A 17,970-nucleotide genomic window follows, 5' to 3' on the forward strand; every position below is an offset into this window, starting at 1 on the left:
TTGCATATGGTTGGAGTTCTCGCACTCGATGAGGGCGCCGACCGCGGACGGGCACACAGAACGTGTCCGTTCTTACGAGGAGGTAGCGGTTCGTGTCCGAGCATTCGCAGGAGGGTCGGGAGGCCCGTACGCCGAACATCGTGCTGATCACGACGGACCAGCAGCGGTACGACACCCTCGGCGCAACGGGAAACCCTCACGTGCGCACGCCGGCGATGGACGCGCTGGCCGAGCGCGGCACCGTGTTCGACCATGCGTACATCCAGAACCCGGTGTGCATGCCGAGCAGGGCGTGCATCCACACGGGGCGCTACGTGCACCAGCACGGCGTCGAATACATGCGCAGCGACATCGATCAGACGCCAGGACTTCCTCCGGGCGAGGTCACGGCTGCGGAGCGTCTCAAGGAAGCCGGCTACTGCACGGCCGCGTTCGGCAAGATCCACCTGATGCCGCCGCGGGGGTTCGACGAGCTTCGGCTCACCCAGGGCAAGGGCGCACGCTGGACCACGTCGACAGGCTCCCCTTACGGTCCTGCGCAGCTCGGGCCGATCTACGAAGAGTGGCTGGAGGAGCGCAACCCCGGTGCCTACGAGCAGATCTACGAAGCGCGCCGCACTCCTGAATACGAAGAGCACGACACCGCCGTTCCGTCCACGATCCCGGCCGAGCAGTATGTCGACAGCTGGATCGGCGAGAACGCCGCGGACTACATCGCTCGCGACCACGAGTCGCCCTTCTTCGCCGTGGTCGGATTCTGCGGGCCACACACCCCGTTCGACCCGCCCGAGCCGTACGCCAGCGAGTACGACCGCGATGCGATGCCGGTTCCCGAGCTGTTCGACGCGGAGAGCCCGTCCGCGCTGGTGCACGGACGACGTCCTCAGTTCGACGGCCCAGGGCGCGCGGAGAACATCCGGCGGGTGATCGCCTACTACTGGGGCATGATGAGCCTCATCGACGACATGGTCGCGAAGATCGTGGCGGCCGCGGAAGAGCGCGACGACGGGCGCGACACCATCATCGTGATGACCACCGACCACGGTGAGATGCTCGGCGACTTCGGTGGTCTCGGCAAGGGCAACTTCACCGAGGGAGTCATCCGCGTGCCGCTGGTGGTGGCGTCGATCTCCGGCACGCAGTCGTCGTCGCAGCGGGTCGACGACCTGGTGGAGCACGTCGACCTGGTCCCGACCATCCTGGACTGGGCGGGTATCCCGCACCCGGCGGAGCTGCCGGGCCGCAGTCTTCGGGCGTACCTCGAGGCGGAGAGAGCTGCGCCGCAGCCGCGCGATTCGATCCTGTGCGAGTTCACGACGAATGCGCGAGATGCGCGCAGCAGATGCCTGCGCACGGATCGGTACAAGTACGTCTTCCACGACGGCGAGCGTCCCGCGGAGTTCTACGACCTGCACGACGACCCCGCAGAGACGGAGAACCTGGCAGGCGACCCGGCATACGCCGACCTCGTGCAGGAGCACGCGACGCTCCTCCTGGAGCGGCTGAGCGGCACGGTGCTGAGCGCGTGGAACACCACACCGGCCGCCCGCCACCCCGAGTCGATCGATGACTACGGACGGCCGCTTGCAGGTGGTCATGCGAAAGAGGACCGCCTCGTGAGCTCGCCCCCGAATCGAGAGGAGAACTCGGCATGAGAGGCAACTGGATGAAGGCGGTGGCGGCTGCGGCCGGTGCCGTCGCGCTGCTCGCGACAGGGACGATCGCGAGCCAGGCCGAGGAAGCACCGGACGCCGAGCAGGTGACGAACATCGACGGCGTGCCGATGGTCGAGGAGGACCTGGGGCGCCCGATCGGTGGTGTCTCCACAGGCTCGTCCGGGTACACCACCGACAGTTCCGGTCGAGAGATCGCGGTCGTCACGGCCGGTGGGCAGCCCGCGGTGTTCAGCGCGGTCGACGTGGAGACAGGCGAGCGCCTGATGCACGCAGACATCCCGGCCAATGGAGCCCAGGTGTGGGCATACGCGACGATGCCCGATCGCAGCATCTGGTTCGGAACCACGAAGATCGGCGGGATCTTCCGCTTCGATCCGGACAGTCTGGAACTGACTCAGATCGACGAGAAGCCATTCGGTCAGCCGACGGTCTTCGCCGCGGCAGGCGAAGGCGACACGGTCTACTTCGGCACCTACCCGGACAGCAAGCTGCTGTCGTATGACACCGCGACTCAGCAGTGGCGGAACTACGGCACGGTGCTCGCCGGCGAGGACTACATCCGCAGCCTCGACGTAGACGACGGTGAAATCTACGTCGGCACCGGAACCGGGGCCCGCCTGGCGAAGGTCGATGCGGCGACCGGGGATGTCGCCGAGATCCCGATGCCGAGCGAATATGCGGATGACACATTCGTCTACGGAGTGAGCATTCGGGGCGGACTTCTCTTCGCCGTCTCCAGGCCGTCCAATGTGATGCTGGTCTACTCCCTGGCCGACGAGGAATGGGTCGATGCCATTCCGAACTCCGTCAGCCACGGCATCTCACCGGCCTTCACAGCGCCGAACCCTGGCGGCCCGTTGGCCGATGTCGATTCGGCCTCATCCGGCTTCACCGAGAACTCGGCTGGCGAACGGATGGCGATCATCGCGGATCGAGGAGATCCCACGGTGGTTCGGGTCGTCGACGTCGAGTCGGGGCAGCAGCTCCTCGCTGAGGACATCCCGCGGCGCGGCACGCAGGTGTGGGGATATGCGGAGACAGAAGACCGCAGCGTCTACTTCGGAACGACGGGGTCGGGCGAGGTGCATCGCTTCGATCCCGATGCGATGGCGATGACGAAGATCGCCGAGATGCCGTTCGGGCAGACGCACTTCTTCGACGCGGTGGCAGGAGATGACGGCCGCGTCTATTTCGGGACGTACCCGGACGGAAAGGTGATCTCGTACGACCCCGCCGATGAGACCTGGCGTGACTTCGGGTCCGTCGTCGCCGGTGACAAGTACGTGCGAAGCCTGGACGTCGCGGACGGATACGTGTATGCGGGCACCCTTGGCGACGCGGGGCTGGTGCGGATCGACGTCGGAAGCGGTGCACGGACGAGAGTCCCGCTGCCCGAGGCGTACCGCGACGGGTCGAGTGTGAACTCGGTCAGTGTGCGCGGAGAAAAGGTCCTCGTCCGGTCCGCTCCGTCGAACACGCTGCTGGTCTACTCGCTGACAGAGCAGCGGTGGGTCGACGAAGTAGCCGATGTCGCCGGCCACGACCTCTCGCCCGCGATCACGACGACGGGTTCGGGTCAGCAACGGGAGGAGGTCGTGGTCTCGACGACCGGGGACACGCTGATCGCCTATGACCTGCATTCCGGGGAACAACGTGTGATCTCGATGTCAGCCCCGGGCTCGGCACGCGGCTGGGGCATGTACGACCTTGCGTCGGACGGTTCGGTGGGGGAGACATTGGTCACCTTCGCCGGTGACGGAACTCTCCGCGAGTGGAACTCGGCATCGGGAGAGGCGACGGTTTCCGAGATCACAACGGAAGGCGGCGCACCTCGAACGGAGGTGCTGATCTCGCAGCTCGGGCCCGATGTGTTGGCCTATGATCTCGACTCTCAGGAGCGGCGTGTGATCTCGTTGTCGGTGTCGGGAGCCGCACGCGGATGGGGTTCTGTGGAGCTGTCGAACGATGATTTCCCGGGCGAGTCGATCGTGATGGCGCGTCCGAACGGCGTACTCCTCGCGTGGAACCCCGAGACCGACGCGACCGAGACGTTCCGGCCAGACGTGGCATGTGGCGAGTACCTGATCCGTTCCATGTCCACGGGGCCGGATGGGAACGTCTGGGTCGGCGGGTACATTCAGGGCGTCGGGCGATCGGACGCTGACACCGGTGACACACGGATGTTCACGGCGTCGGGGCAGCCGGAGTCGATGGTGTCCCACGGCGAGTACGTGGTGTATGGAACGTATGGCGGCGGGCAGCTGTGGTCCTACGACTCGACGGAGACGTGGCGTTACGGGAGCAACCCCGGCAAGGGCGTCACGATCGGGGCGGAGCAGGATCGCCCGGTGGCCATGGCCTCCGCTGGAGACGTCGTCGCGGTCGGCAGCGTGCCGTACTACGGAGAGAGCGGTGGCGCGCTGTCGCTGTTCGATCCCGTGACGGGAGACCTGGAGGTGTTCCGCAACGTCGTCCAGGACCAGAGCGTTCTCTCCCTGGCATATCGTGACGGACTGATCTACGGCGGCACAGGAATCTGGGGTGGTCTGGGCACGGAGCCGACCGCAGAAGAAGGACAGCTGTTCATCTTCGACCCTTCGACAGACGAGGTCGTCTATTCGGGAGTGCCGGTCCCCGGCGCCGAGAACGTGTCGGCTCTGACATTCGATGACGAGGGCAACCTGTGGGGACTCACCTATGGCGAGCTGTTCAAGTTCGATCCGGAGACCCGTGAGGTCGTGCACATCGAGACCTACATGGAAGGGGAGACCAGCGGCGCGTACTGGACTGGGCGCGAGCTCTTCTGGCATGACGAGAAACTGGTCGGCGCCACGATGCTGGGTTGGGGCTCCGGCGAGCGCATCTTCGAGATCGATCCGGATTCGCTCGAGATGAAGGTGCTGGTCGACGACGCGATCAACCTGGCGATCGATCGGAACGGTTCGTACTACTACAGCCGAGGCGCGTCGCTGCACCGCCTGGTGCCACAGGAGGTTCCTGCGTGCGACCGGACGGTCACGGGGCGTCACGTCGGTGGCCTCCAGGTGGCCGCTGGAGAGCGGGTCTGCGCGGAAGAGGCCGATGTGCGCGGTGGCCTCGACGTCGAGACGAACGGCGCATTGATGATGAGCGATTCCGCAGTACGTGGTGGCGTCGAAGTCGACGGTGCTGAATCGTTCGAGGTGCGGGACAGCGAACTGCGCGGCGCGGTGACGGTGCGTGACGTCTCCGGCGAGTTCGTGTTCTCGGGCTCGGAGGTCCGCGGCAGCTTGTCTTGCACGGAGAATGCCGGCGAACCCGACGATGAGGGCAACGCGAACACGATCAGCGGCGCAGCGGAAGGACAGTGCGCCGGGTTCTGAGAATGAGCACGGCTGCGCCGCGGGGACCGAACGTCACCCGCGGCGCAGCCGTGCAATCAGGAACAGTGTGGAGACATCGGCGAACGGTCGATCTCGCAACGTGGAGATCGCGTGCGCGAGGGACGCAGGATGCGTGAGAGACGGATATGCGGTCGTCGGAGCTCAACGGCCGGGGCGCGGCTTCTTGAGGCGGAGTTCATCGGCCTCTTCGAGGGGGACCCGAGCGAAGAAGGTCTGATCGCACAGTCGGCGGTTGGTGTCGTTGCAATGAACCAGAGTCGGTTCGCTCGGTCCGGTACTGCGTACGACGTCGCAGGAGGGGGTTGTGCTCGACTGCTGAGCCACGGTAGCGTCACACAGCAATAGAGTGCAACCGATTGCAGCATTGTGTTGATGACGACATGCACTTCGTCTGATCTGCAGTGAAGGAGATTTAGATGGGACATTCCACGAAGCCACGGTGGGCGGTGACCATGGCAGCGCTCGTCGGGTTGGCGGCAACGATGCTGACTCCTACGGCGGCTGGCGCGACGTCACAGGCAAACGACGTGGCAGTTGCGTCGGAGAGCAACCTCGTCGAGGAGGACCTGGGTCCCACGATGACGGGCTATGGCTCCGCGTCGGTTGGGTACACGACGGACCCCGACGGGCGCAACATCGGACTGTTCGCCTCCACGGGGTCGCCGTCCGCATTCAGTGCAGTGGATATTGAGACGGGCGAGCGTCTGCTGGAGTACGACATCGACGGTTTCGGGGTGCAGGTGTGGGAATTCGTCACGACGCCGAACGGCGATGTCTACTTCGGTGCCACCAAGACAGGTGAGGTCTTTCAGTACGACGTCGAGAACAACGAGCTCAACGTGATCGCCGTCGAACCGTTCGGGCAGACCCACTTCTTCGGCGCTGCGGCGGGAAGCGATGGGCGCGTCTACTTCGGCACCTACCGTGACGGGAAGGTGATCTCGTACGATCCGTCGACGGATGAGTGGCATGACTACGGCTCCGTGCTCGACGGGGCGATGTACGTGCGAAGCATCGACGTCGACGACGAGCACATCTACGCGGGCACGGGGACGACCGTGGGTGTGGTACAGGTCGACATCGAGACCGGTGCGATGGCCGAGATCGGACTCCCGGCTGGGGCTCAGGACGAGCAGTTCGTCCAGGATCTGAGCGTCCGGGGCGAGTATCTCTTCGCCCGGATGAGCGACGCGGTGCTGCACGTGTACTCGTTCGCACAGGAGGCCTGGGTCGACGAGATCCCGCAGGCCGCCGGTCAGGACCTCTCGCCGGTGGTGACCACGAACGAATCGGATGTCGAGCGCCGCGAAACGCTCATTCCGATGCAGTACTCCGACGGTCTTGCCTTCGACATCGACACCGGTGAGACGCGTGAGATCTCATTCGGCCACCGGGGCCAGAAGCGCAGCTTCGGTCTGCTGGAGCTCTCGGATGACGAGTTCCCTGGCGAGACCCTCGTCACCGCGACCGACAAGGGCACGTTCTACGCCTGGAACCCACAGACGGGTGCTACCGCCACCTTCGAACCGGACGTGGCGCCGTCGCGATACCTGATCCGCTCGCTCGGCGTGGGGCCGCAGGGTGACGTCTGGACCGGTGGCTATGCGAGCCCTCCTGGTCTCGCACGCACAGATGCGGACAGCGGCGAGAGCACCCTCTACCCGACACGCACTGGACAGCCCGAGGAGATCGTGGCGCACGGCGACTATCTCGTCGCCGGCATGTACACGAAGGCCAGGCTTCATGCCTATGACACGACACAAGGGTGGTCGTGGGGCTCGAACCCGAGGACCGGTATCCGGCTCGGCGAGGAACAGGATCGGCCACTCGCACTCGCATCGGCCGGTGACGTCGTCGCAGTCGGCACGATGCCCACCTATGGCACCTTGGGAGGTGCGCTGTCTCTCTTCGATCCCGAAACCGACGATGTCGACGTGTTCCGCAACGTCGTGAACGACCAGACGGTGCTCTCGCTGGCCTACCGTGGTGGGCTGATCTACGGTGGCACCGGCATCTGGGGCGGCATCGGCGTCGAGCCGAGCACTTCAGAAGGACACCTCTTCATCTTCGATCCCGCGACATCGGAGGTCGTGTACTCCGGTGTCCCTGTCCCCGGTGCCGAGAACGTCTCGGCGCTCACCTTCGACGATGACGGCAACCTCTGGGGCTTCACCGCCAACGAGCTGTTCAAGTTCGACCCGACCACCCGCGAGGTCGTGCTCACCGAGCGTTACTTCGACTTCGACGACAGTTCGATCTATGCGACGGGACGCGAGCTGTTCTGGCACGAGGGGAAGCTCGTGGGGTCGTCCAACAACCAGCTGTTCGAGATCGATCCAGAGACCCTGGAGATGACGGTTCTGCTCACGGATGCCTACGGGCTGGCCATCGACCGCAACGGCTCCTACTACTACGCGCGCCAGGCGAACCTGTATCGCTTGGCGGAGCCCGACCTGGTCTGCACGGAGACATTCACGGACACGGTCGAGGGCGGTCTCGTGGTTGAGGCAGATGAAGTGGCGTGCCTTGACGGCGCGCGAGTGAACGACGGGGTCACAGTGACCGCTGGCGGGTCGCTGATAGCCGAGTCATCTTCGATCCGCGGGGAAGTGAAATCGAACGAGGCATGGAACGTGCAGATTCGCGACTCGGAGATTCGCGGTGCGGTCACGGTGACCGGCACTCAGGATGAGGTCGTCTTCTCCGGCAACACGGTGCGTGGGGCGCTTGAATGCTCTGAGAACTCCTCCCAACCTCACCACGAAGGGAGCCTGAACACTGTCGCCGGTTCGGCTGCCGGCCAATGCGCAGTTCTCGTACCGATCGAGGACGATTCGTCGAACCTTCTCGTCAACGCCGGCTTCGAGGAAGGCGCGGACGTGACCGATATCCACGGCTGGTCGCTGCGTTGGCCTGCATCAGCTCACTACGTCTCGTTGACGGACGACCGGTCCAGCGATGGCATTCGGAGCCTGCACGTCCGCGACACCTCGACCTCAGGCGGCGGTGGTCTGGTATCCGACTCAGTTCCGGTGGAGGCAGGTACCACCTATGAGTTCAGCTTCGACCAGTACCGAATCGACGGCCGCCTCGCTCCGACGATCTTCTTCGACGACGCGGACGGCAACGTGGTCGACCAGTCGTACGAGCTCGTCGAGCCCGCTCTCGACACCTGGGAGCGGACCGAGCTCAACTTCGAGGTGCCAGAAGGCGCCGTCGCGGCGCGAGTGATGATCTACAGCTCCAGCGGCGTCGTCGGCGAATCGTTCGTCGACGATGTCTACTTCGGCGTCCCCGGCGGATTGGGAGAGGGATGAGCCCGGCCCGGAGGTGCGCGGGTCCGGATGAACGATGCTCCGGACCCCAGCTCGGTCGGTGCGCCGGGATCTGAGAATGGGCACGAGGGCGCCGCGGGGACGGAACGTCACCCGCGGCGCCCTCGTGCTGTCTGAAATCGTGCGGAGGTGTCGGCGAGCATTGGAGGTTATCGGAATGAGGGAAGCAGCATGCGTGAAGTGACGGTTAGTGCGGTGTCGGGTGCACCTGTGGAGGTCGGGCTCGACGCCAGTGACGCGGAAATGTTCGCAGCAGTGACAGAGCGTTGGCGGCGCCGACTGGCCGATGTCTGGGCGGATCGTCCGGATCTGGTCGTCTTGCCCGAGCACGCTGCTCGGCCGCTGGCGAGCCTCGATCCGCGGCGGATGCTTCCCGTCGAGCAGATCGACGACTTCACGCGGACATACGGCGAGAGGCTGCAGGGGTTCTTCGCCGCGTTGGCGGCGGAGCATGCCACGCATCTGGCATGGTCGGGCTATCGCGTCGATGACGCCGGTCTGCTGCGGAACTCGACGGTGGTGTACGGGCCCGACGGGAATCCCATGGGTGCGCCGTATGACAAGAACTATCCGACGATGCCCGAGATGCATCGCAACCATGTTGCCCCCGGTCGCGAGATGGTCGTTGTGGACACACCGATCGGGCGCCTGGCGCCGACGATATGCTTCGACCTCAACTACACGGAGGCGTTGGAGCGTCTTGCCGCGCAGCGACCGGACATCATCCTGTTCAGCTCGGCATATCACGGCGGGTTCATGCAGCAGTACTGGGCGTACACCGCACGGTCGTGGTTCATCGGCGCAATCCATCCGCCGAATCTGTCGGAGGCGTACAGCCCGGTAGGGGACAAAGTCGCTTCGTCGACGAACTACCGCTATCACTTCACGAAACGGATCAACCTGGACTATCGCGTCTGTCACATTGACGAGCACGCCGAAGCATTCGCCGATCTGAAGAACAGATACGGCCGGCGCGTCAAGATCCACGATCCAGGGCGGGTGGGTGTCGTGCTGATCACCAGCGAGGATCCCGACCTGCCGCTTGCCGAGGCGTTGGAGACAGCCGGCATCGTCGACGTCGACGACTACTTCTCACGCTCGATCACCGCTCGAAACCAGACGGAGATCAAACCGGCTCTTCTCGAACGAGGGTGTAGTCCGTTGAGCGCGTCGCTGTCCGTGTAGGAGTCGAGGTCTCCCTGAAGATGGAAGTTCCTACACTGCCCACCCGGAAGACCTCGACATGTCCCACCCTACTTTTGATGCGCCCTGCCTGACCACGTTCTGCCGCCTCGACGAGCTCGGTCTCCAAGCCGTCGGACAACACCTGGAACCCGACCGAGCGATGCTCCAATGCCGAGTCGTTGAACCAGACCAGTGGTGCCAGCACTGCGGATGTGAGGGGACGCCACGGGACACGGTGGTGCGCAGGCTCGCGCACGAACCCTTCGGACACCGACCCACGACGCTGCTGATCCGCGTGCGTCGTTACAAGTGCTCAGGATGCGGCCGGGTGTGGCGCCAGGACACGACCGCAGCGGCGCCGCCGCGGGCGAAGATCTCCCGCGGCGGTCTGCGATGGGGACTGGAAGGACTCGTGGTGGACCATCTGTCCATCTCCCGCGTCGCGGCAGGACTGGCCGTGTCATGGTCGGCCGCGAACGACGCGATCCTCGCTGAAGGCACACGACAACTGATCGATGACCCCCACCGCTTCGACGGTGTCACCACGATCGGTGTCGACGAGCACGTGTGGCGCCACACGAAGCGTGGCGACAAGTACGTGACCGTGATCATCGATCTGACCCCGGTGCGTGAGAAGACCGGACCTGCCCGGCTGCTGGACATGGTCGAAGGCCGCTCCAAAGCAGTCTTCAAGCGGTGGCTGGCTGCACGCCCGCAGCAGTGGCAGAACGGGATCGAGGTCGTTGCGATGGACGGATTCACTGGGTTCAAGACCGCCGCCGCCGAAGAGCTTCCCGACGCTGCTCCGATCATGGATCCATTCCATGTGATCCGGCTTACCGGGGACGCGCTGGAGAACTGTCGGCGCCGTGTTCAGCGCGATGTGTTCGGTCGTCGGGGTAGGACTGGTGATCCGCTCTACCGGGTCCGCCGGACTCTGCTGACAGGAGCGGGTCTTCTCACCGAGAGGCAGCATGCGCGACTCGAGGAGGTGTTCGCCGACCAGCGCCATGTCGAGGTTGAAGCGACCTGGGGTGTGTATCAGGACATGATCACCGCGTATCGGGAGACGGACCGCGGGCTGGGGAGGTTCTTCCTGCAGCACACGATCGACCGGATCTCCACGGGGGTGCCCGTGCAGCTGGTCGAGGTCCGCAAGCTCGCTCGTACGCTCAAGCAACGAGCCGCTGACGTCCTCGGCTATTTCGATCGGCCCGGGACCAGCAACGGCCCGACGGAGGCGATCAATGGCCGACTCGAGCATCTGCGCGGGATCGCGCTTGGGTTCCGGAACCTGAGGCACTACATCGACAGGAGTCTGCTCGAAGCCGGCGGTTTCAGACCTCGACTACACCCTCGTTCGTGAAGAGCCATCAAACCGTTCGGGTGAAGGGTGCGCGACCGGGGCGATCGGCCCTTCAACTGGTACTGAGAGTGAAGCGGCATCGGTGCTCGTGCTATCTCTGCTGCGTGATTATTCTGTCGACCACGGAACCGACGGGACCGGGGAGATGGTCGCGATGAGACTGCGCCCGGGGAACGCGGAATCGAACACCGTCACCGATTACATCGACGTCACCCGCCCCGCGCTCCGACAGATCCCCGGGGATCGACCCGTCCCGTTCCGGCAAGTCCGTCCTCGTCCGCGCCGATGGCGCGGGAGGCACGAAAGGCTTCCTCGCCTGGCTCACGAAGCGACGCGTCGCCTACTCGGTCGGGTTCACCCTCCCGTTCGAGACCCGGAGATCTACCGGCTGATCCCTGAGACCGAATGGCAGGCTGCGATCAATGCCGACGGCGACCCCTGTGACGGGGCGGGCGTGGTCGAAGTGACGGGGCTGCTCGACCTGTCGGGTTGGCCGGCCGGGATGCGCGTCATCGTCCGCCGGGAACGCCTCCACCCGGGCGCGCAGCTGCGTTTCGACGACGTCGACGGCTACCGGCTCACCGCGTTCGCCACCAACACCACCCGCGGGCAGCTCGCCGACCTCGAGCTGCGCCACCGCCGCCGGGACCGCGCCGAGGACCGCATCCGGGATGCGAAAGACACCGGCCTGCGCAACCTCCCACTGAACACGTTCGGCCAGAACCGGGTCTGGTGTCTCATCGTCGGAATCGCCAGCGAACTGCTCGTCTGGCTCGGCGTGCTCGCCCACCCCGACCAGCCTGCGCGGCGTTGGGAGCCGAAACGCCTCCGGCACCGTCTGTTCACCCTCCCGGCCGTGATCGCCCGCACCGGCAGGCGCGTCTGGCTGCGGTTCGCGAACCGAACGAGATGAGCCAGCGTGCTCACCACCGCGATCGCCAGACTGCGCGCGCTACCCGCGCCCGCCGACTGACGCACCCCTCTCGCCTGCTCGCCCACGATCTCGAAAGGCGCCGGCCCGGAAGCCTGCCCCGCGCGACGACGCGCGCTCGATTGTCATGCCCTCGTGCCGGATTCAACGCTCGAGACCGGCGGCGACGCCGAGCACGCTACCACCGGCGTCCGATGAAAGATCGAGGCTAGAGAATCGCATTCACTTCGTCAGCGGCAGTGTCGAGTACTTCTTGCGGGTCTGCCCCCTCCAGCAGCGCACGTTGCAGGTGGGGAATGAGGATGTTGATGATCTCGCGTGCCTTCGGATGCTGCAGCTCGGTGCGGAGGTGCTTCACGTACTCCGCGCCCTTCGCCATCTGCGGATCATCCGGGAAAAGCGCGCCGGCTTCAATGTCTGCTCGAGGGGACTGGTAGCCATTGCTGGCGAGAAAGTCCTTCAGGAACGTTGTGTCGCCCATGAACCGAACCCACGCTTTCGCAGCGTCGGGATTCTGGGTCGTGTTGAAGATCGACCACGCGCCCACCGTTCCCCAAACAGAAGCCTCCTCGTTCGTCAACGGCTCGGCCAGATGCAGATCCGCAGGGTCGAGGAGCTCGCGAAGGTTGATGAGTGACTCCCCGAGCTGGTACGCCACTTCTCCCTGACCGACAGCACTTTGCTCCCGTGGTTCAGCCACGGTCAGCGGCGCTTCAGGCACCCACCCGTTGTCGACCATCTCTTTCACGAAGCTCAGAGCTTCTCGTCCCTCAGGGCCGTTGAACGCGGCTTCCGTCATGTCATCGCTGAGAATCTCGCCGCCAGCTTGGTACAGGTACTGATAGAAGCTCCCGTTCAAGCTCGAAGATGTGCCACCGATGTATTCGGTGAGGTAGTAGCCCGCTTCCTTAATCTTTGGCGCCGCCTCGCGCATGTCGTCCCACGTCTTCGGGCAGTCGACACCAGCTGATTCGAGAACTGCACTGTTGCAGTACGGCATCATGATCGGAACACCCGCGGGAGCGCCGTAGAGCGAACCATCGTCAAGGCCGCGAAGTGAATCAAGCACAACGGGGGCGAACTCTTTCCAATCGTCCCGCAGGTCATCCAGGGGCAACAGGAGGTTCTCCGGTTCCAGGAACTGCGGGATGTAGTCGGGGCTCAGATAGACCACGTCCGGCGCGGTGCCGCCTACGACGGAAGTGACCAACGACTCGATGCGGCCCTGCCACGGCTTGACGACGACCTCCACCTCAACGTTCGGATAGGTCGGGTCTGCTGCACGGATAGGTGACGGTTCTAGTCACGCCGCCAGTGCAACGGTCGTGTTCATGATGGTCTCGAATTCAACGGGCGTCAAACGTCCCAGGGCGGTCTGCCTGCGCCGGCGATGATAGGTGCGCTCGATCCAGGTCACGATCGCGATGCGTAGCTGCTCGCGAGTGGCCCAGTGTCGGCGGTTAAGGACGTTCTTCTGCAGCAGGGCAAAGAAGCTCTCCATGGCCGCGTTATCGCCAGCCGCAGCCACTCTCCCCATGGATCCGACCATCCTGTTACGGGTCAGAGCGCGCAGGAACTTCCGGCTTCGAAATTGCGACCCGCGGTCGCTATGAACCACGCAGCCGGCGACGTCGCCGCGCAGGGCGACGGCGTTCTCGAGTGCTCTCACGGCCAGGCTGGATTTCATTCTCGAGCCGATCGAGTACCCGACGATCTTGTTCCCGAACACGTCCTTGACCGCGCAGAGATAGAGCTTTCCCTCAGCAGTCTTGTGCTCGGTTATGTCGGTCAACCAGAGCTGGTTCGGGCCATCGGCGGTGAACTCGTGCCGGACCCTCCCGTCCGCGTCGGTGACAGTGCACAGATCGTCGTGAACGGCAGGCCCTGGCCGCTTGCCGTTGTTGCCCTTGTTCTTCCCGAACACGCTCCACCAGCCGTTCGCTGACGTGATCCGCCACGCCGTCCGGTCCGTCATCGATTCACCTTCCTGACGGGCCTGGTCGGCGAGGAGTCGATGCCCGAACTCGGGGTCGTCCTGGTGCGCGTCGAACAGCGCGTTCGCGCGATACGCCTCCACGATCTCGGCATCGGTGACCGGTCGCTTCAGCCACCGGTAGTAGGGCTGTCGAGAGAGCATGAGAACCCGGCACGTCACCGTGACGGGAATCCCGTCAGCGGCGAGCTCTGTCACGAGCGGGTAGTACCTTTTCCCGGCAGATGCGCCTGCGCGAAATACGCCGCAGCACGGCGGAGCACCTCGTTCTCCTGTTCCAGGAGCCGGTTGCGCTTACGCAGCGCACGCACCTCATCGCTCTCCGCACGCCTCACACCCGGCTGCTCACCGCCCTCGATGCGCGCTTGACGCATCCACTTATCCAGCGTCCCGACATGAACACCGAAGTCTTCCGCGATCTGCGCGAGCGTGACCTCGGGATCACGCTGCTGCGCGACCCGGACGACGTCTTCACGGAACTCCTTCGGAAACGGCTTGGGCATAATGACATCCTCCCAGGCCAGCCCTCCGGGCTAGCCACCTCAGATGTCACCTATCCGTGCAGCAGACCCGTCTCATTGAACCTGGCGATGTGCGGCTTCCACCACTCCGGATCCTGGGTGCCAGGCAGGGGGTACGTCCACACCGTGACGTCTCCCGCAATCTGAACTGATTCCGAGTCCAGGCCGCTTGGTTCTTCCTGGCTGTCGCATGCTGCGAGGAGCACGAGCGTGCTCGACATCGCCAGAGCGGCTACGGCATGCGTTCTGGTTCTCATCTGGAGTGACACGACCCTTCGTCGAGACGGACTTCTTCAGGGCGAAAAGTGAGGCGAACCCGTTGTGTCTTCTACTTCAGCCCTGACATCATCACGCCGCGTACGAAGTAGCGCTGCAAGAAGACGAACACGAGGAAGGTGGGGATGAAGCTGATCACAGCAGCGGCCATGACGGTCGCCAGCGGCGACTGCTCCTCCTGCAGCGTGTTGAGACCCACAGTGAGCACGGAGTTCTCCTGAGACTGCTGCGAGACCATCGGCCAGAGGAAGTCGTTCCAGTGCCACAGGAAGACGAAGGTCGTCAAGGTTGCCATGATGGGCTTCGTCTGCGGCAAGATGATCGACCAGTAGATACGGAACTCCCCGGCGCCGTCGATCTTGGCGGCGTCGAGCATCTCATCGGGGATCGCGTGGATGAACTGGCGCATGAGGAACATCGCCTGGGCGTTGGCGATCGTGGGTACGAGCATTCCCCACATGGTGTCGAGCCCGCCCATGTCTCCTACGAGGATGTACTGCGGGATGATCGTGAGGTGGTACGGGATCATCAGCATCGCGATGAAGACCCAGAAGATCACTTCACGCCCCACGAACCGCTTCTTCGCGAAGGCATATCCTGCCATCGACGCGAACAACAGAACGAAAACGGTCGAGACGACCGAGTAGACGGTCGAGTTCAGCACCCAGCGGGGAATGTCTTTGCTGGCAAGTGCGTCGACGAAGGCGTCGAGCGAGAGCGAGCCCGGGAACAGCGAGCCAGGCATCTCTATTGCCTGTCCCGGTTGGAAGGCGATCACCACCATGGAATAGAAGGGGAACGCGGTGACGAGAGCGAGAAATATGAGCAGTACGTGCGTCGGGGCGAGCTTGCGGAACTGCCGGACGGCGCGCGGCGATCGCTTCGCCTCGCGTTCCTTCTTGCTGGCGTCGGGTAGGACGTTGGTCATGGTTTCGGACATATCAGTCGTTCTTCCCCACGAGTTTGCGCTGAAGCAGCGAGAGCACGAGTGTGATGATGAGCAGGACGACGCCCGCGGCGCTTGCGTAGCCGAAGTCGAAATAGCCGAAGCCCTGGTCGTAGATCATGAACGTCAGGGTGTAGCTGCCGCGGGCAGGGCCGCCACCGGTCATCACGAAGATCGTGTCGAAGGTCTGCAGCGACTTAATCGTTTCGATCACCAGCACGAAGAACAGGGCGGGTTTCAGATTGGGCAGGGTGATGTGCCAGAACTTCTGCCAGCCGTTCGCACCGTCGATGGAAGCCGCCTCGTAGTACTCCTGAGGGATGCTCAACATGCCAGCCAGCAGGATGAGCATGTTGTATCCGAAGCTGCTCCACACGCTCAGGATGGCCAAAGTGAACAGCACCCAGAACTTGTCGGTGAGCCACCCCACGGGTTCGATCCCCACGGTGTCCAGGATGGCGTTCACCGGACCGGCGCCAGAGAAGATCCACATGAAGACCAATGCGATGAGCACGCTCGAGGTCACCGTGGGGAGGAAGAAGACGGAGCGATACACGGCCATGCCGCGCATCACGCGGTTGCACAGCTGGGCCATCGCGAGCGAGACGATCACCGCGAGCGGCATCTGAATCGCCGCGAAGATGAAGGTCACTCGGAGTGAGTCCCAGAAGATCGGATCCTGGAACAGGCGAACGAAGTGGTCGACGCCGACGAAATCGTACGTGCGTCGCAGGCTGTAGTCACCGAAGGCAAGAACGATGCCGTGGAGTGCCGGCCACACGCGGAACAAGCCGAAGAGCACCACCATCGGGCCGATGAAGATGTAGGCGGCGATCGCCTCCTTGGATCTCCACCACGGGCGTCGACGACGGGGCGTCGTCTGCGTCGGTTGCGCTGACGGTTCCTCCGGCGGCGCCGTTGGTCTCGGCGTGAGCGTTGTCATGGAACTCCCAAGGGGGTTGCGCGGTGGGGCCGGAGCGGCCCCACCGCGACTGGTCGTGGATCGAGTCAGAGGATGCGGTTCACTTCATCCGCAGCGGCGTCCAGAGCCTCCTGCGGGTCGGCATCCTCCAGGAGCACGCTCTGGATGTGCGGCTTGATGATGTCGATGATCTCGCGCGCTGCAGGATGCTGTACGGCGGCGCGCATGTCTGGAACGTACTCGGCGCCAGCGGCCAGCGCAGGGTTGTCTGTGTAGAGATCAGCGGTATCCGTGCGCGGTGAGTAGAACCTGTCGCTCGCGGGCAGGAACTCGTCGAGGAACTCGGTATCGGTGAGGTGACTCACCCAGGCCTTGGCCGCATCGGGTACGTCGGTGGTGTTGAAGATCGACCAGCCTCCCACCGTTCCTCCGATCACGGGCTCTGCATCCTGCATCGGCGGCACGGTCTCAACCGCGTCCTCTCCGAGAATGCTCTGCACGTTGCTGACGTTTCCACCGCCGTTGTATGCGACGTTGCCCTTTCCGCCTTCGGACTGCTCGAACGGTGGGATCGTGGCGATCTCCTCGCGGGGGATCCACTCGTTGTCTGCCATCTCCTTGATGAGCTTCAGCGCCTTCACACCCTCGGGGCCGTTGAAAGTCGCCTCGGTCATGTCGTCATTGAGGACTTCTCCATCGGCCTGCCACAGGTACTGGTAGAAACTCGCGTTCAGGTTCCCCGTTCCGTAGTAGTTGGTGACGTAATGCCCAGCGTCCTTCACGGCGGGGGCGATCTCGCGGAGTTCGTCCCAGGTCGTCGGGCACTCGACATCCGCCTCTTCGAGAATGGCGACATTGCAGAAGTTCGTCTGGACGCTCACCAACTGCGGCGCGCCGTAGAGAGTGTCGTCATAGCTCATCGCGTCAAGGGCGGAGTCATGGAAGCTGTCCCAGTCATCGCGCATGTCGTCCAGGGGGAGGAGCAGATCTTCGACGGCGTACTTCGGGATGAAGTCGGGGTTGAAGTAGACGACATCGGGCTCCGTGCCGCCGGAGATCGACGTGACTAGTGACTCCTCGCGCCCGCTGTATGCCTGCAGCTGAAGGTCGATCTCAACGTCGGGGTACTCCTCGTTGAAATTCTCGATGTGCGGCTGCCACCAGGTGGCTTCGTTGACCTCGCCGAATGGGTACGGCCAGAAAGTGACGGTTCCAGAGACCTCGGCAGGGTCGGGTGTGTCGCCGCTCGACGAGTTGTCGCTGCCGCCGCTGCATGCGGTGAGCAGCACGAGCGCGCCCGCAGTCGCTGTGCCCGCTGCGACTTTCGATAGTTTCCTCATGATCCCTCCATTGGGGTCGTGGGTCTGTGATGCCGAAACTGATGCAATCGGTTGCAGTAACCGTAACGAGTGCTCAGGACGCCTGTCAAGAGGAAT

General features: G+C 64.0%; 11 protein-coding genes and 1 pseudogene. 6 read left to right on the plus strand and 6 right to left on the minus strand.

What is annotated here, in order from left to right; translation table 11 throughout:
- Nucleotides 1-92: 92 nt before the first annotated feature.
- The 6 genes and pseudogenes from CIK77_RS11750 to CIK77_RS18165 form a co-directional block, all read left to right on the plus strand.
- The gene (locus tag CIK77_RS11750) at nt 93-1,655 is read left to right on the plus strand and encodes a sulfatase family protein (protein ID WP_087053836.1); all 1,563 of its coding nucleotides are present in this window, start codon (nt 93-95) and stop codon (nt 1,653-1,655) included.
- Nucleotides 1,652-5,038 (plus strand): WD40 repeat domain-containing protein, encoded by a 3,387-nt coding sequence (locus CIK77_RS11755; RefSeq protein WP_087053837.1) that lies wholly within the window; start codon nt 1,652-1,654, stop codon nt 5,036-5,038. The genes CIK77_RS11750 and CIK77_RS11755 overlap by 4 nt, the downstream gene beginning before the upstream one ends.
- Before the next feature lie 437 nt (nt 5,039-5,475).
- Nucleotides 5,476-8,376, plus strand: a complete 2,901-nt coding sequence (locus CIK77_RS11760; RefSeq protein ID WP_087053838.1) for a carbohydrate binding domain-containing protein — start codon at nt 5,476-5,478, stop codon at nt 8,374-8,376.
- Nucleotides 8,377-8,565: 189 nt separating this feature from the next.
- Nucleotides 8,566-9,579, plus strand: coding sequence for a carbon-nitrogen hydrolase family protein (locus CIK77_RS11765; RefSeq protein WP_087053839.1), 1,014 nt, complete (start codon nt 8,566-8,568; stop codon nt 9,577-9,579).
- A 58-nt stretch (nt 9,580-9,637) separates the two neighbouring features.
- Nucleotides 9,638-10,945, plus strand: coding sequence for an ISL3 family transposase (locus CIK77_RS11770; RefSeq protein ID WP_114347214.1), 1,308 nt, complete (start codon nt 9,638-9,640; stop codon nt 10,943-10,945).
- A gap of 115 nt (nt 10,946-11,060) precedes the next feature.
- Nucleotides 11,061-11,858: pseudogene (locus CIK77_RS18165) on the plus strand (IS1380 family transposase); the annotation flags it as partial.
- Nucleotides 11,859-12,084: 226 nt separating this feature from the next.
- Here the strand turns inward: CIK77_RS18165 and CIK77_RS11780 are convergent.
- From CIK77_RS11780 to CIK77_RS11805, 6 genes are all read right to left on the minus strand, one after another.
- Nucleotides 12,085-13,164 carry an ABC transporter substrate-binding protein gene (locus CIK77_RS11780; protein ID WP_087054476.1) on the minus strand — a complete coding sequence of 360 codons (1,080 nt, stop codon included), beginning with the start codon at nt 13,162-13,164 and terminating at the stop codon, nt 12,085-12,087.
- Between the two features lie 15 nt (nt 13,165-13,179).
- A protein-coding gene (locus CIK77_RS11785) for an IS3 family transposase (RefSeq protein ID WP_114347209.1) occupies nt 13,180-14,372 on the minus strand; the annotation gives its coding sequence in 2 pieces (ribosomal slippage) (nt 13,180-14,085 and nt 14,088-14,372; 1,191 coding nt in all).
- Between the two features lie 50 nt (nt 14,373-14,422).
- On the minus strand, nt 14,423-14,611 hold the full coding sequence (locus CIK77_RS11790; RefSeq protein ID WP_087053882.1) for a hypothetical protein: 189 nt from the start codon (nt 14,609-14,611) through the stop codon (nt 14,423-14,425).
- Nucleotides 14,612-14,718: 107 nt separating this feature from the next.
- A complete protein-coding gene (locus tag CIK77_RS11795) occupies nt 14,719-15,606 on the minus strand; it encodes a carbohydrate ABC transporter permease (RefSeq protein WP_249268475.1) in 888 nt (295 codons plus the stop codon).
- 1 nt (nt 15,607) lies between these two features.
- Nucleotides 15,608-16,555, minus strand: coding sequence for a carbohydrate ABC transporter permease (locus tag CIK77_RS11800; RefSeq protein ID WP_087053881.1), 948 nt, complete (start codon nt 16,553-16,555; stop codon nt 15,608-15,610).
- A 65-nt stretch (nt 16,556-16,620) separates the two neighbouring features.
- On the minus strand, nt 16,621-17,874 hold the full coding sequence (locus tag CIK77_RS11805; protein ID WP_087053880.1) for an ABC transporter substrate-binding protein: 1,254 nt from the start codon (nt 17,872-17,874) through the stop codon (nt 16,621-16,623).
- Between the last annotated feature and the right edge of the window lie 96 nt (nt 17,875-17,970).

Origin of the sequence: Microbacterium sp. JB110, from assembly GCF_003335195.1 — a bacterium.
GTDB lineage: Bacteria > Actinomycetota > Actinomycetes > Actinomycetales > Microbacteriaceae > Microbacterium.

Coding starts and splice junctions, on each gene's coding strand:
- CIK77_RS11755 (WP_087053837.1), top strand. CDS start 1,652: ATGAGAGGCAACTGGATGAAGGCGGTGGCGGCTGCGGCCGGTGCCGTC.
- CIK77_RS11760 (WP_087053838.1), top strand. CDS start 5,476: ATGGGACATTCCACGAAGCCACGGTGGGCGGTGACCATGGCAGCGCTC.
- CIK77_RS11765 (WP_087053839.1), top strand. CDS start 8,566: ATGCGTGAAGTGACGGTTAGTGCGGTGTCGGGTGCACCTGTGGAGGTC.
- CIK77_RS11770 (WP_114347214.1), top strand. CDS start 9,638: ATGTCCCACCCTACTTTTGATGCGCCCTGCCTGACCACGTTCTGCCGC.
- CIK77_RS11790 (WP_087053882.1), bottom strand. CDS start 14,611: ATGTCGAGCACGCTCGTGCTCCTCGCAGCATGCGACAGCCAGGAAGAA.
- CIK77_RS11795 (WP_249268475.1), bottom strand. CDS start 15,606: ATGTCCGAAACCATGACCAACGTCCTACCCGACGCCAGCAAGAAGGAA.
- CIK77_RS11800 (WP_087053881.1), bottom strand. CDS start 16,555: ATGACAACGCTCACGCCGAGACCAACGGCGCCGCCGGAGGAACCGTCA.
- CIK77_RS11805 (WP_087053880.1), bottom strand. CDS start 17,874: ATGAGGAAACTATCGAAAGTCGCAGCGGGCACAGCGACTGCGGGCGCG.